This window comes from Meinhardsimonia xiamenensis, assembly GCF_900102905.1.
Taxonomy (GTDB): Bacteria; Pseudomonadota; Alphaproteobacteria; order Rhodobacterales; family Rhodobacteraceae; genus Meinhardsimonia; species Meinhardsimonia xiamenensis.
In genome coordinates this window covers 57,961-70,951 of the sequence record NZ_FNFV01000001.1, presented here as the reverse complement: position 1 = coordinate 70,951, position 12,991 = coordinate 57,961, and the positions used below count along the sequence as shown (strand labels likewise).

Annotated in this window: 13 protein-coding genes; 5 read left to right on the top strand and 8 right to left on the bottom strand. The window is 68.9% G+C overall.

The window, feature by feature from the left end; genetic code table 11:
* The first annotated feature begins 133 nt into the window (after positions 1-133).
* The 3 genes from BLQ14_RS00355 (at position 134) to BLQ14_RS00345 (ending at position 3,357) form a co-directional block, all read left to right on the top strand.
* Complete coding sequence (locus BLQ14_RS00355) at positions 134-1,015, top strand: CPBP family intramembrane glutamic endopeptidase (protein ID WP_170068371.1); 882 nt, start codon at positions 134-136, stop codon at positions 1,013-1,015.
* A 63-nt stretch (positions 1,016-1,078) separates the two neighbouring features.
* Entirely contained in the window at positions 1,079-2,086 is a 1,008-nt protein-coding gene (gene accD / locus BLQ14_RS00350; RefSeq protein WP_092497068.1) for an acetyl-CoA carboxylase, carboxyltransferase subunit beta, read from the top strand.
* Entirely contained in the window at positions 2,083-3,357 is a 1,275-nt protein-coding gene (locus tag BLQ14_RS00345; RefSeq protein ID WP_092497066.1) for a bifunctional folylpolyglutamate synthase/dihydrofolate synthase, read from the top strand. The genes accD and BLQ14_RS00345 overlap by 4 nt, the downstream gene beginning before the upstream one ends.
* Positions 3,358-3,361: 4 nt before the next feature.
* Here the strand turns inward: BLQ14_RS00345 and rnr are convergent, their stop codons facing one another.
* Genes rnr through dapE form a run of 3 tightly spaced genes read right to left on the bottom strand, consistent with a single transcriptional unit; the run spans position 3,362 to position 7,393 of the window.
* Positions 3,362-5,632 (bottom strand): ribonuclease R, encoded by a 2,271-nt coding sequence (gene rnr / locus BLQ14_RS00340; protein WP_092497064.1) that lies wholly within the window; start codon positions 5,630-5,632, stop codon positions 3,362-3,364.
* A gap of 12 nt (positions 5,633-5,644) precedes the next feature.
* On the bottom strand, positions 5,645-6,223 hold the full coding sequence (locus tag BLQ14_RS00335) for a TIGR04282 family arsenosugar biosynthesis glycosyltransferase (protein WP_092498246.1): 579 nt from the start codon (positions 6,221-6,223) through the stop codon (positions 5,645-5,647).
* 30 nt (positions 6,224-6,253) lie between these two features.
* Positions 6,254-7,393 (bottom strand): succinyl-diaminopimelate desuccinylase, encoded by a 1,140-nt coding sequence (gene dapE, locus BLQ14_RS00330; RefSeq protein ID WP_092497062.1) that lies wholly within the window; start codon positions 7,391-7,393, stop codon positions 6,254-6,256.
* A gap of 213 nt (positions 7,394-7,606) precedes the next feature.
* Between dapE and BLQ14_RS00325 the strand changes: the two genes are divergently transcribed.
* Positions 7,607-8,668: a Hint domain-containing protein gene (locus BLQ14_RS00325; RefSeq protein ID WP_143004448.1), complete on the top strand. Its 1,062-nt coding sequence runs from the start codon at positions 7,607-7,609 to the stop codon at positions 8,666-8,668.
* A gap of 12 nt (positions 8,669-8,680) precedes the next feature.
* Here BLQ14_RS00325 and BLQ14_RS00320 read toward each other — a convergent pair whose 3' ends face one another.
* Both BLQ14_RS00320 and dapD read right to left on the bottom strand, forming a co-directional pair.
* A complete protein-coding gene (locus BLQ14_RS00320; protein ID WP_092497058.1) occupies positions 8,681-9,022 on the bottom strand; it encodes a hypothetical protein in 342 nt (113 codons plus the stop codon).
* Positions 9,023-9,026: 4 nt separating this feature from the next.
* Positions 9,027-9,854, bottom strand: coding sequence for a 2,3,4,5-tetrahydropyridine-2,6-dicarboxylate N-succinyltransferase (dapD, locus tag BLQ14_RS00315; RefSeq protein ID WP_092497056.1), 828 nt, complete (start codon positions 9,852-9,854; stop codon positions 9,027-9,029).
* Between the two features lie 93 nt (positions 9,855-9,947).
* Here dapD and BLQ14_RS00310 point away from each other — a divergent pair, with 93 nt between their 5' ends.
* Positions 9,948-10,793, top strand: coding sequence for an LOG family protein (locus tag BLQ14_RS00310; protein ID WP_092498244.1), 846 nt, complete (start codon positions 9,948-9,950; stop codon positions 10,791-10,793).
* Between the two features lie 8 nt (positions 10,794-10,801).
* Here BLQ14_RS00310 and BLQ14_RS00305 read toward each other — a convergent pair whose 3' ends face one another.
* The 3 genes from BLQ14_RS00305 to BLQ14_RS00295 all read right to left on the bottom strand — a co-directional run bounded on the left by BLQ14_RS00305 (position 10,802) and on the right by BLQ14_RS00295 (position 12,902).
* A complete protein-coding gene (locus tag BLQ14_RS00305) occupies positions 10,802-10,999 on the bottom strand; it encodes a hypothetical protein (protein ID WP_092497054.1) in 198 nt (65 codons plus the stop codon).
* A 115-nt stretch (positions 11,000-11,114) separates the two neighbouring features.
* Complete coding sequence (gene rlmN, locus BLQ14_RS00300) at positions 11,115-12,302, bottom strand: dual-specificity RNA methyltransferase RlmN (RefSeq protein ID WP_092497052.1); 1,188 nt, start codon at positions 12,300-12,302, stop codon at positions 11,115-11,117.
* Positions 12,303-12,377: 75 nt separating this feature from the next.
* The gene (locus BLQ14_RS00295; protein WP_092498242.1) at positions 12,378-12,902 is read right to left on the bottom strand and encodes an invasion associated locus B family protein; all 525 of its coding nucleotides are present in this window, start codon (positions 12,900-12,902) and stop codon (positions 12,378-12,380) included.
* Positions 12,903-12,991 lie beyond the last annotated feature (89 nt).

Sequence of the window (12,991 nt, the reverse complement as noted above, 5' to 3'; positions counted from 1 at the left end):
CGGCGCCCTCGGAATAGTGAAGCCTCCCCGGATGCACAAGGGACCCCGGATGCACGAGGGACAGGACCGCGGGAATGGACGCCCGCCCGCGGCAGCCCTAGTGTCGGGCGGGTTCGCAGCAAGGGAGGCGGCCGTGTTCAACCCCGACTTCGAAACCTATCTCGCACCGGCGCGCGCGCGCCCCGAGCTCTGGCGGCTGATCCTTGGCGTGATCCTCTGCGCGCTCGTCTATGCCGGTTATGTCGGGGCGCTCGTCGGGCTGGTGGCGTGGCTGGCCGGGCCCGAGGCGCCCCCGATTCTCGCCGGCATGGTGCGGGGGACGACGCCCACGGGCGCGCTCCTGCTGCTTCTGAGCTTTCTGGGCATGGCGCTTGGCCCCGCGATCGCGGTGCGCCTCCTGCATGGCCGGCGCGCGGCCACGCTCTTCGGGCCGGCGGGGCGTGTCGTTCTGCATTTCCTGGTCGCGGCCGCGGTTGTGGCGATCATGAGCGGGCTTTCCGTGGCGCTCTGGCGCAGGAGCTTCACGCCCGAGCCCGGCCTGCCCTTCGATCTGTGGCTGCGCCTCCTGCCGCTCGCGCTTCTCGGCGTGCTGATCCAGACCGGCGCGGAGGAGGTCCTGTTCCGCGGCTACCTGTTGCAACAGCTCGCCGTGCGCTTTCGCCGCCGCCTCGCCTGGATGGTGCTGCCGAGCCTGATCTTCGGCGCGCTTCACTTCGACCCGGCGGCGGGCGGCGCCTCGGCGCTTCTGGTGGTGGCCGCGGCCGCGCTCTTCGGGCTGATCGCCGCCGATCTCGTCGCCGCCACGGGCAGCCTTGGCGCGGCATGGGGCTTTCACTTCGCCAACAATGTCTTCGCGATTCTCGTGCTGGCCACCAAGGGCACGATTCCGGGCCTTGCGCTGTGGCTCACGCCTTATGAGGCGCGCGACATCGCCGCGCTGGGGCCGATGGTGCTGCACGATCTCGCGGCGATGGCGGCGGCGTGGCTTCTGGTGCGGCTTCTCCTGACGCGCTGATTGCAATTCGCGCCCGCCGCGCTTATCTGCCAGCGCGATCCTTTCACGCAAGGGCACCGAGAGATGAACTGGATCACCAACTATGTCCGGCCGAAGCTCGGCTCGCTTTTCGGCACGCGCCGCGAGGTGCCCGAGAACCTGTGGATCAAATGCCCCGAGTGCGGGACGATGCTGTTTCACCGCGAGGTGAAGGAAAACCTCAACGTCTGCACGCAGTGCGACCATCACATGGCGATCTCGCCGCGCGACCGGCTCAGAGCGCTCTTCGACGGTGGCGCGTTCGTCGAGATCGAGGTGCCCGAGCCCGTGCACGACCCGCTGCATTTTCGCGACCAGAAGAGATACCCCGACCGGCTGAAGGCGGCGCAGAAGGCCACCGGCGAGAAGGAGGCGATGCTGGTGGCCGAAGGCGCACTCGGCGGCGTCGAGGTGGTCGCCGCGGCGCAGGACTTCTCCTTCATGGGTGGCTCGATGGGCATGTATGTGGGCAATGCGATGATCGCCGCCGCCCGCCGCGCCGTCGAGCGCAAGCGGCCCTTTATCGTTTTCACCGCCGCGGGCGGGGCGCGGATGCAGGAAGGCATCCTGAGCCTGATGCAGATGCCGCGCACCACGGTGGCGGTGGAAATGGTCAAGGAAGCGGGCCTGCCCTACATCGTGGTGCTGACCCACCCCACCACGGGGGGCGTGACGGCCTCCTACGCCATGCTCGGCGACATCCAGATCGCCGAGCCCAATTCGCTGATCTGCTTCGCAGGCCCGCGGGTGATCGAGCAGACCATCCGCGAGAAGCTGCCCGAGGGCTTCCAGCGCGCCGAATACCTGCTCGATCACGGCATGCTCGACCGGGTTACGCACCGCAAGGAGCTGCGCGAGGAGCTCATCACCATCCTGCGCATGCTGCTCGGCCTGCCGCCCGCGGTGAAGGGCGACCTGCCCGAACCGGAGGAAGAGGAGGCGCCGCAGAACGCGTCAGAGGAAGCGAAGGAGCAGGCCGAGGCGAAAGATGGTGGGCCGAAGGCGGCGGCATCCGCCCCCGCCTCCGAGGCCGCGGAGAAGCCGAAGCGGTGAGCGGCCAGGGCTCGGACATCATCCTGCAGCGGATGATGTCGCTTCATCCGAAGATCATCGACCTCACGCTTGACCGCGTCTGGCGGCTTCTCGCCCGACTCGGCCATCCCGAGCGTGACCTGCCGCCGGTGATCCATATCGCCGGAACCAACGGCAAGGGCTCGGTGCAGGCGATGATCCGCGCGGGGCTTGAGGCCTCGGGCGCCCGGGTGCATGCCTACACCTCGCCGCATCTGGCGCGGTTTCACGAGCGCATCCGCCTTGCCGGCCGGCTGATCGAGGAGGAGGCGCTCAGGGAGGTTCTCGACGAATGCGAGCGCGCCAATGCCGGCGCGCCGATCACCTATTTCGAGATCACCACCTGTGCGGCGCTGCTCGCCTTCGCCCGCACGCCCGCCGACTACACCCTGCTCGAGGTCGGCCTTGGCGGGCGGCTCGATGCGACCAATGTCGTCGAACGGCCGCGGCTCACGGTGATCACGCCCGTCGATCTTGATCATCAGCAGTATCTGGGCGAGACGCTGGCCGAGATCGCCGGCGAGAAGGCCGGGATCATCAAGCGCGGCGTGCCCAGCATCGTCGGCCGCCAGCACGACGAGGCGCTCGAGGTGATCGAGGCCCGCGCCGAGCGGCTGGGCGCGCGGGTCTGTGCATACGGCCAGCACTGGCACGTGGCCGAGGAGCACGGGCGGATGGTGTTTCAGGACGAGCGCGGGCTCATCGACCTGCCGTTGCCGAACCTCATCGGCCGCCATCAGGTGGAAAATGCCGGGATCGCGCTCGCCGCCCTGCGCGAGCTCGGCCTTGGCGAGAGGGAATGCGAGGCGGCGGTGACCCGCGCCGAGTGGCCCGCGCGGCTGCAGCGGCTGCGCCACGGCCCGCTGGTCGAGGCAGCGGGGGCGGCCGAGCTCTGGCTTGACGGCGGGCACAACCCGGCGGCGGGCGTGGCGCTGGCCGAAGCGCTGTCGCGACTGCCGGCAAAGCCGCTGCAGCTTGTCTGCGGCATGCTGCGCACCAAGGATGCGGCGGGCTACATGCGCCCGCTCGCGGCACTGGCCGAGGCGCTGCACGCGGTGGAGATTGCTGGCGAGGCGGCAACGCTTTCTGCCGAGGAAACCGCCGCGGCGGCGCGCTCCGTGGGCCTTGCGGCGCGGGTCGCCGCATCGCCGGCCGAGGCCGTCGCGCGCATCGCCGCCGAGGCACCGGGCGCGCGCATCCTCATCTGCGGCTCGCTCTATCTCGCCGGGCAGATCCTGCGCGAGAACGGCTGAAGCCTCAGCGCCGCGTGCGCGTCACCTTGCGCCGCACCTTCGCGCCCTTGCGTGCCGCCTTGGCCGGCTTGCGCCCGACCGGCGCCTTTGCCTTGCGCCCGCCCTTGCCGCGCGCGCGGGGGGCCGGCCGGCCACCGGCGGCGCCGGCCTCGACAAGCTCGAACAGGAGCCCACCCGAGACCGGCGCGGCCTCCACGAGCTTCACCGTCACCTTCTGGCCGATCTCGAACACCGCGCCGCTCTCGCTGCCTGTCAGCGCCTGCAGATGCGGGTCATAATGGAAATACTCCCGCCCCAGCGCGCGGACCGGGATGATCCCTTCCGCCCCGGTGTCATCGAGCCGCACGAAGACGCCGAAGCGCTGCACCCCGGTGATCCGCCCGGTGAACTCGGCCCCGACCCGGTCGGCGAGGAAGGCGGCAAGGTAGCGATCGGCGGTGTCGCGCTCGGCGGCCATCGAGCGGCGCTCGGTCTCGGAGATGTGCTTGGCCGTCTCCTCCAGATGCTCGATGTCGGCCTCGCTCAGCCCGTCCTTGCCCCAGCCATGCGCCGAGATCAGCGCACGGTGCACGATCAGGTCGGCATAGCGGCGGATGGGCGAGGTGAAATGGGCGTATGAGCGCAGCGCCAGCCCGAAATGGCCGAAGTTCTCGGGGTGGTAATAGGCCTGCATCATGGCGCGCAGCGTGGCCATGTTGATCAGCTCGTCATGCGGCGTGCCTTCGGCCTGCTCGAGAAGCTGGTTGAGATGGCGGGTGTGCAGAACCTGCCCCTTTGCGAGCGTCAGCCCCGAGGCCTCGGCGATCTCGCGCAGGGCTTCGAGCTTTTCGGGGCTCGGCTCCTCGTGCACGCGGTAGAGAAGCGGGCGGCGGCGGGCGAATAGCTCCTCGGCGGCGCAGACATTGGCGAGGATCATGAACTCCTCGATCAGCCGGTGCGCCTCGAGCCGGTCGCGGAAGCCGACCGAGACGACGCGCCCCTCCTCGTCGAGCACGATCTTGCGCTCGGGCAGGTCGAGATCGAGCGGCTGGCGCTCGGCGCGGGCCTTCTTCGCGCATTCGTAAGCCGCGTAGAGGGGCGCGATCACCCGCTCCATGAGCGGGCCGGTGCGGTCGTCGGGCTTGCCGTCGGCGGCGGCCTGCACCTCCTCATAGGCAAGCGATGCCGCCGAGCGCATCAACCCGCGCACGAAGCGGTGCGAGCGTTTGTGGCCCTTGGCGTCGATGACCATGCGCACGGCGATGCAGGCGCGTGGCACGCCCTCGTGAAGGCTGCACAGATCGCCCGAAAGCCGCTCGGGCAGCATCGGCACCACCCGGTCGGGGAAATAGGTGGAATTGCCGCGCCGCCGCGCCTCGCGGTCGAGCGCGGTGCCAGGACGGACGTAGTAGGCGACATCGGCGATGGCCACCCAGATGACGTGCCCGCCGGGGTTCTTGGGGTCATCGTCGGGCTCGGCAAAGACAGCGTCGTCATGGTCGCGGGCGTCCGCAGGGTCGATCGTGATGAGTGGCAGATCGCGCAGGTCTTCGCGGCCCTTCAGCCCGGCGGGCTTCAGCCGCTCGGCCTCCTCCAGCACCTCGGGCGGGAACTCGTCGGGAATGCCATACTGGTGGATGGCGATGAGCGAGAAGGCCTTGGGCTGGGACGGGTCGCCAAGCCGCGCGACGACACGCGCGCGCGGCAACCCGTAGGCGCCGGCACGTCCCGATGCCTCGGCCTCGACCAGCTCGCCGTCCCTGGCGCCATGGGTGGCGTCGCGGGGAACGAGCCATTCGCGGTCCACCCCCTTGTCGATGGGTACGAGGCGCCCGCCTTCCGCGGACTTGCGGAAGATGCCCAATATGCGCTTCGGCCCCTGCCCGATGCGGCGGATGACCTTGGCGACATAGGCGTGATCCTCGCCCTTCGCGGGGGTAAGACGGGCCAGAACCCGGTCCCCCTTGCCCGGCGCGGGGCCGGGGCCGGGCGCGATCAGCACGCGCGGCGGCTCGCCCTCGCCATGCCACTCGAGCGGGCGGGCGAAGAGATCGCCATCGGCATCGGCGCCGGTGACCTCGAGCACGGTGACAGGCGGCAGGCGCGAGGCGTCGCGATAGCTCTTGCGGCGGCGCTCGAGCAGGCCCTCATCCTCCATCTCGCGCAACAGCCGCTTGAGCTCGACCTTCGCCTGCCCCTTCACGCCGAAGGCACGGGCGATGTCGCGCTTGTTCGTCTCGGTCGGATGTTCGGCGATCCAGGCGAGGATCTCTTCCTTGGTCGGCAGTGCTTTCATGCCCTTGCCCTATCACCGCGCCCTGCGGCCGTCACGCCCAATCGCGCGCAGTTCTTCGGGCTCGTCCACGTCCGCCAGCAGGTCAATGAGCGCCACCCGCGCCCGGCCCAGGCGTGCGCGCGTATCGGCGAGCGCATGTTCGCTCGACCAGCGCACGCCGTCGAGCAGCTGCTCGCGCCACCGGCGGGGGTGGGCAAGGCCGATGGCCCAGTAGCCGCCGTCTTCGGCCGGGCCGAGCACCGCGTCATGCGATCCGAGCGCACGAAAGGCACGGGCAATGTGACCCGGGCCGAGTGCGGGGATGTCGCCACCCACGACGAGTGCCGGCCCCGCCGGCATGGCGCGCATCACCCGCATCATGCGCCGGCCGAGGTGCCCCCTGCCCTGTGGCATGCGCGGCAGATGCGCGGGCCAGGCGCGGCTCCCCCGCGCCGTGTCGGGGCTGACCGCCAGCACTAGCCGCCAGCGCCGGTCCTCGAGCCGGCGTAGAAGCCGCGCCGTCTGGTGGCGCACCCACCACGCCGCCGCCACCGTGCCGATACCGCGCGCAAGCCGGGTCTTCACCCGCCCCGGCCGCGGCTCCTTCAGCATCACGATCAGATGACCGCGCCGCACCGCGCCTCACGCAAACCAGTCGCGCAGGATCCGCGCGTAGATGCGCTTGAGGCCGCGGATGTCCTCCACCGCAACGTGCTCGTCCGCCTGGTGCATGGTCTGCCCCACCAGCCCGAACTCCAGCACCGGGCAGTGATCCTTGATGAAGCGGGCATCCGAGGTGCCGCCCGATGTGGAAAGCCTGGGCGTGATGCCGGTTTCGGCTGCCACCGCCTTCGAGACCAGATCAACGAACGGCCCCGGCGGGGTGAGGAAGCTTTCGCCGGAAACATGCACCTCCATCTCGATGCTCACGCCCGTCTCGGCGGCCACGCGGTCAGCCTCGGCGCGCAGCCAGCGGGTGAGTGCGGCCGAATCGTGCAGATCGTTGAAGCGGATGTTGACCGCCCCCGAGCAGGTTGCCGGAATGACATTTGTGGCCGCATTGCCGGTGTCAATGGTGGTCGGCGCCAGCGTGGACGGGTCGAAATGGGCCGAGCCCTTGTCGAGCTCATGGGCAGCGAGCCGGTCGATCAGCCGCGCCATGGCGGTGACCGGGTTTTTCGCCCGGTGCGGGTAGGCGGTGTGGCCCTGAACGCCGCGCGCGGTCAAGCGCGCCGTCATCGAGCCGCGCCGGCCGATCTTGATCATCTCCCCCAGCCGCTCCGGGCAGGTCGGCTCGCCGACAAGGCAAACGCTCATGTGCTCGCCCTCCTCGGCCATCCAGTCGAGAATGGCGCGGGTGCCGTTGATCGCCTGGCCTTCCTCGTCGCCGGTGATGGCGAGGATCACCGCCCCGTCAGGCGGCGTATCAGCGACGAAGTCGATGGCGGCAGCAGCGAAGGCGGCAACGCCCGATTTCATATCGGCCGCGCCCCTGCCCCAGAGAAACCCGGCCCGGATCTCGCCGCCGAAAGGGTCCACCGTCCAGGCGTCGGGGTCACCCACGGGCACCACGTCGGTATGGCCGTTGAAGCCGAATGTGCGGCCATGCCCCTTGCGCCCCCAGCGGGCGAACAGGTTGGGCACCCCGCCGCGATCGACGCGGTGGCATTCGAAACCCGCCGGGCGCAGCACCTCCTCCAAGAGTTGCAGCGCGCCGCCCTCGAGCGGGGTGACCGAGGGGCAGCGAATGAGGCGGGCGGTGAGATCGACCGGATCGGTCATTGACGGTGGCTCCCTTGTGGCCTTCACGAAACAGCGGTTCCCCGTTTTGCCGGGCAGGGCCGAAAAGTTCTCCACATGTGGGCCTTGCTGCGCCACTGTGCATGGCAAGAATGAATAACGGCAGGCAGGGTGCGGTGCCACGGCAAATATGCCGGGCTGCAAAACAGGGCAGATGAGTTTCAGAGACAGGGGCCGCGCGGCGGCATCCGGGTCGTGACCTGGATCGCACTGGCCGACCTTTCCGGGCGCCGGATGCACGGCTCGTCGGCCTTCAGGCCCGGCGGGCTGGCGCTGATGCCCCGCGGCACGCTCGTCATCGAGGCGCAGATCGGCACAGGGCGCGAGCGGCCGCTTCCCCTTGTCGATTGCCGCGCCGACCAGGGCTGGCGGCGGCTCTTCTCGGTGATCCTCTACCCGCAGGGGCAGGTGGAGCTGACCATTGTGCAAGGCGTCTCCGAAACGCGCGGCGACGTGCGGCTGGCATTGCCCGCAACGGAGGAGATCGTGCGCATCTCCTATGGCTGGGACGCGCCCGCGCGGCGCGGCTTTCTCGCCCTTGAGCTTCCCGATACCGGGGTCTGGGCGCGTGCGCCTGTCGAGGCGCCGAGCCCCCTGCCATGGAGCGATCTTGCCGCCGTTCTTGGCCTGTCGAGCGGCTGCGCCCATGGGCGGGAGCTGTCGCTCGTGGCGTTGTCGGATCGGCTGGAGCCGGTCGGGCCGGTGCCAGGCATCGGTGCGGGCACGCCCGTGCGGACGGCGGCGGGATGGAAGCCGGTGGAAGCAATCGCGCCGGGCGATCTCGTGCACACCGCGTGGGGCGGGCTCAGGCCGGTGCTGGCGCTGCTGTCGCGCGAGATGCCGGTGCTTGGCCGGCACGCGCCGGTCCGGTTGACCGCACCCGCCCTCGGCTTGCGGCGGGACGTGACCGTTGCGCCGGACCACCGCATGCTGGTTGCCGGTGGACACGCCGAATATGCCTTTGGAGAAGAGGCCGTTCTGGCCGAAGCGCGGCATCTTGCGCGAACCAGGCCGGCGGCTTCGCCGGGCCGGCGCATGGTTTGCGGTATCCGCTATCACCAGCTTCTGCTGGATGCCCACGACTGCCTGATGCTCGCTGGAGCCTGGGGCGAGAGCATGCGCGTTCCGTCGCAAGGCGACCTGCGCGGGACGGTGCTCGACCTGCCGGGCCTGCGCCTGCCTCCTCAGCGGCCCTGCCGGGCACGCGGGCTCATGGCCTTCGAGGCGCGTGAACTCGCCTCGGTCGCGCGCGCTTGAGGCCCGCGCGGCTCAGTCGTCGAAAAAGGGCGTCATCTGGGCGATGATGACCGCATTCTCGTCGAGCGCGCGCTGCATGAGCGCGCGCTCCTCCACGTCGATGTCGTGGCCTTCGGCGAGGCGCTCCTCGAGCGAGCCATAGCCCGAAACTTCGAGCGGGTTCAGTCCTGCCTGTCGCAGCAGCGCCACCGTCTCGCGCACCGCCTCGGCCTCGTCCACGCCCGAGGCATAACACATCAGCGCCGCGCCGGTGGCGCCTTCGGGCAGGCCGTCGCCGTCCTTCCGCCCCACCTCGGCAAGCAGGGTGTAAACCTGCTGGGGGCGCCTCGCCTTGCCGTCGTTCCTGTCGCCCACCCGCTCAATCCCGGAGCAGCTCGTTGATGCCGGTCTTGGCGCGGGTCTTCTCATCCACCCGTTTGACGATGACCGCGCAGTAGAGGTTCACGCCTCCCTTCGAGGGCATCGAGCCGGCCACCACTACCGAATAGGGCGGCACCTCGCCATAGAAGACCTCGCCCGTCTCGCGATCGACGATCTTGGTGGACTGGCCGATGAACACGCCCATCCCCAGCACGGAGCCTTCGCGCACGATAACGCCCTCGACCACCTCCGAGCGCGCGCCGATGAAGCAGTTGTCCTCGATGATGGTGGGGTTCGCCTGCATGGGCTCCAGCACGCCGCCGATTCCCACCCCGCCCGAGAGGTGCACATTCTTGCCGATCTGGGCGCAGGAGCCGACCGTGGCCCATGTGTCCACCATGGTGCCCTCGTCGACATAGGCCCCGAGATTGACGAAGGAGGGCATGAGCACCACGCCGGGCGCGATATAGGCCGAACGCCTCACCACGCAGTTGGGCACGGCACGGAAACCCGCCTGCCGCCAGCGCGCCTCATCCCAGTCCTTCCACTTGGAATCGACCTTGTCCCACCAGTGGCCGCCCTGGGGGCTGCCTGGCATCAGTTCCATGTCGCGCAGGCGGAAGCTGAGCAGCACCGCCTTCTTGGCCCACTGGTTGACGTGCCAGTTGCCGTCCTCGCGCCGCTCGGCGACCCGAAGCGCACCCGAATCGAGCGCCTCCAGCGTGGCCTCGACGGCATCGCGCACCTCGCCACGGGTCTGCGGCGTGATGCTGTCGCGCCGCTCCCAAGCGGATTCGATGGCGGCTTCAAGCTGGGCGTTCGACATGATCCCTCCGGCGAATGTCTCTGGTCTTGGCTGGACCCTAGCCTATAGTGGGCCGGCACAGGCGGAGCAATGGACGAAAGGGATACCGGCCAGATGAAGGATCATCGCGAGCGCATCTTTCCCGATGCCAGGCAGGACATCGAGACGACACGCGAGATCCCCCATACGCCGCAGACGGAGTCGCCGGCCTACAGGCTGGCCTTCGCCGACCCGGACTTTCTGTGCCGCGACGAGCTGAGGCCGGTCAGGCTTCAACTCGAACTGCTCAAGCCTGAACTCTACCTCACCGAATACGGGGTGGAGAGCACCATCGTGCTCTTCGGTGGCGCGCGCATTCCCGAGCCCTCGCAAAGGGAGCAAGCCGCAACGACGACCCTCGCCGAGCTGAGCCGCTACTATGAGCAGGCCCGGCGCTTCGCCTACGAGATGACCTTGCGCTCGAAGGCAGACGGCGGGCTCAGGGGGGTGATCGTCACCGGCGGCGGGCCGGGGGTGATGGAAGCCGGAAACCGCGGCGCGGCCGAGGCCGGCGGCGTTTCCATCGGGCTCAACATCGTGCTGCCGCACGAGCAGGCGCCAAACCGCTATGTGACGCCCGATCTGTGCTTCAACTTTCACTATTTCGGCATCCGCAAGATGCACTTCCTGATGCGGGCCGAGGCGGTGGCGGTGTTTCCCGGCGGCTTCGGGACGCTCGATGAGCTTTTCGAGACGCTGACGCTCATCCAGACCGGACGCATGCAGCGCGTGCCGGTGATCTTGTTCGGCGAGAAGTTCTGGCGCGACATCATCAACTGGGAGGCGCTGGCCGACGCCGGCACCATTGCGCGAGAGGATCTCGAGCTGTTCCGTTTTGTCGAAACGGCCGAAGAGGCGATTGCCGCCATCGATGGCTGGGAAGGGGCGGGCGAAAGGCGCCGCTCCGTTCCCGGCCGCTGACGCGTGCCTCAGAGCGGGCCGATCACCGTGCCGTGCGGCAGCGAGGTGATGAGGCGGCCGCGGGCGGTGTCGGTCAGCGCATAGCCATAGCCCTTCAGCCGGTGGCGCCATTCGCGCTCCGAAAGCGCCATGCGGCGTTCACGCATGACGATGCTGCGCGCCTCGGCAATCGCGGCGGGGTCGATGTGAATGACATTGGTGTTCATGAATCCTCTCCCTGCGAGAACAGTGCTTCGATGCTGCCAGGTTGCGTTTCGCAAATGGCGACAATTGGGGAGGGATCGGGATTTGTGGCGGCAATTGTGGCTGAAAGAGGGCGGCTCAGCCGCGCGCAAGCCCCGCTTCGGCCGCGATCTCGGCGGCGGACTTGCGGGCGCGCTCGGTGGCCGACTTGAGCTGACCGCAAGCCGCCATGATGTCCTCGCCACGGGGCGTGCGGATGGGCGAGGCGTAGCCTGCCTTGTGCACGATGTCGGCGAAGGCTTCGATCCGCTCCCAGTCGGAGCGCTCGTAGGGCGCGCCGGGCCATTCGTTGAAGGGGATGAGATTGATCTTGGCGGGGATGCCCGCGATCAGCTTCACCAGCCGGCGCGCGTCCTCGTCCGAATCGTTCACGCCCTTGAGCATGACGTATTCGAAGGTGATGCGCTCGGAGTTGGACAGGCGGGGATACTCGCGCAGGGCGCCCAGAAGCGTCTCGATGTTCCAGCGCCTGTTGATCGGCACAAGCTTGTCGCGCACCTCGTCGGTGGTGGCATGAAAGCTCACCGCCAGCATGCAGCCGATCTCGGTTGCGGTGCGGGCGATCATCGGCACCACGCCCGAGGTCGAGAGGGTGATGCGCCGGCGGGAGATCGCGATGCCCTCGCCGTCCATGGCGATCTTCATCGCATCGCGCACGTTGTCGAAGTTGTAGAGCGGCTCGCCCATGCCCATCAGCACGATGTTGGAGACGAGCCTGGGCCGCTCGCCCATCGCCTCGCCGGGCTTTGGCCATTCGCCAAGGTCGTCGCGCGCCACCATGATCTGGCCGACGATTTCGGCCGCGGTGAGGTTGCGCACGAGCCTCTGCGTGCCGGTGTGGCAGAAGGAACAGGTGAGCGTGCAGCCGACCTGTGACGAGATGCAGAGCGTTCCGCGCCCCTCCTCGGGGATGTAGACGGTTTCCACCTCATGCCCGCCTGCGATTCGCATGAGATACTTGCGCGTGCCGTCGGCCGAGATCTGGCGGCTCACCACCTCGGGCACGGCGATGACGAAGTTTTCGGCCAGCCGCGCGCGGTAGTCCTTGGCAAGGTTGGTCATCGCGCCGAAGTCGCGCACGCCGCGATGATAGATCCAGTGCCAGATCTGCGCGACGCGCATCCTGAGCTGCCGCTCGGGCGTCCCGATCCTCGCCAGCGCCTCGGCCATCGCCTCGCGCGTGAGCCCGACGAGATTGGCCGGCCCTTCGGGCAGAATCCGGGGGATCGTCACCACGTCCTGTGTGATCGGTGCGGCGCGCGTCATCTCATCCTCCGACAGTGTCAGGAGGGCAGCATATAGGGGCTTTGCGCTGATTCTCCCAGCCCGCGCGGCAACGACTCAGCCCGAGCAGCGCCGCTCTGCTTCCTCCACCGCGGCAGTGAAGCCGAAGAGCGAGAAGGTGTCCTTCGTCGTCGTCCCGCGCGAGGAAATGCCGGTCACGACCGCCTCGGCGCCGCGCTTCATGGCGGTAATCAGCTTGGCGTCGTCCGCCTCGGAGGGGGACCACGCCCATTCGCCCTTGGTGAAGAGCTGGAAGGTCTGGCCATCGACCTCGAGCGAGACGGTCGAGCCCTCCTTGAAGGGGTAGCCGCCGGTGAAGGAGACCTGCCCCTTCACCCCCTGATCGGGCACCCAGGAGACGAACAGCAGAATGTCGCCGCGGCGCACCGCAACCACGCGCCCGTCACGGGTGTTCACGGTTTCCTTCGGCGCGGAGACGGCCCAGCACTGCTTGGGGTCGGTTTCCTCGAAGACGGACCAGTCGGTGTGCGCGCCCACGCGGTTGTCGGATTCCTGCGCCCCCGCGCCCGCCGCCATCCAGATTGCGGCCGCGACCGCCAGACCGCGCATTCCCAGCTTCATCATGTGACTGCAGCCTCCTGCCGCGATTTCCTGCCTGCCGCCTTGCGCGCGTGACCTTCTGCGGGTCGCAACTTCGGCGCGGCGGCTTT

What these genes read in the sequence shown, in the direction of transcription:
- accD (WP_092497068.1), top strand. Translation starts at nt 1,079, where the DNA reads ATGAACTGGATCACCAACTATGTCCGGCCGAAGCTCGGCTCGCTTTTC.
- rnr (WP_092497064.1), bottom strand. Translation starts at nt 5,632, where the DNA reads ATGAAAGCACTGCCGACCAAGGAAGAGATCCTCGCCTGGATCGCCGAA.
- BLQ14_RS00335 (WP_092498246.1), bottom strand. Translation starts at nt 6,223, where the DNA reads ATGCTGAAGGAGCCGCGGCCGGGGCGGGTGAAGACCCGGCTTGCGCGC.
- dapE (WP_092497062.1), bottom strand. Translation starts at nt 7,393, where the DNA reads ATGACCGATCCGGTCGATCTCACCGCCCGCCTCATTCGCTGCCCCTCG.
- dapD (WP_092497056.1), bottom strand. Translation starts at nt 9,854, where the DNA reads ATGTCGAACGCCCAGCTTGAAGCCGCCATCGAATCCGCTTGGGAGCGG.
- BLQ14_RS00310 (WP_092498244.1), top strand. Translation starts at nt 9,948, where the DNA reads ATGAAGGATCATCGCGAGCGCATCTTTCCCGATGCCAGGCAGGACATC.
- BLQ14_RS00305 (WP_092497054.1), bottom strand. Translation starts at nt 10,999, where the DNA reads ATGAACACCAATGTCATTCACATCGACCCCGCCGCGATTGCCGAGGCG.
- rlmN (WP_092497052.1), bottom strand. Translation starts at nt 12,302, where the DNA reads ATGACGCGCGCCGCACCGATCACACAGGACGTGGTGACGATCCCCCGG.
- BLQ14_RS00295 (WP_092498242.1), bottom strand. Translation starts at nt 12,902, where the DNA reads ATGAAGCTGGGAATGCGCGGTCTGGCGGTCGCGGCCGCAATCTGGATG.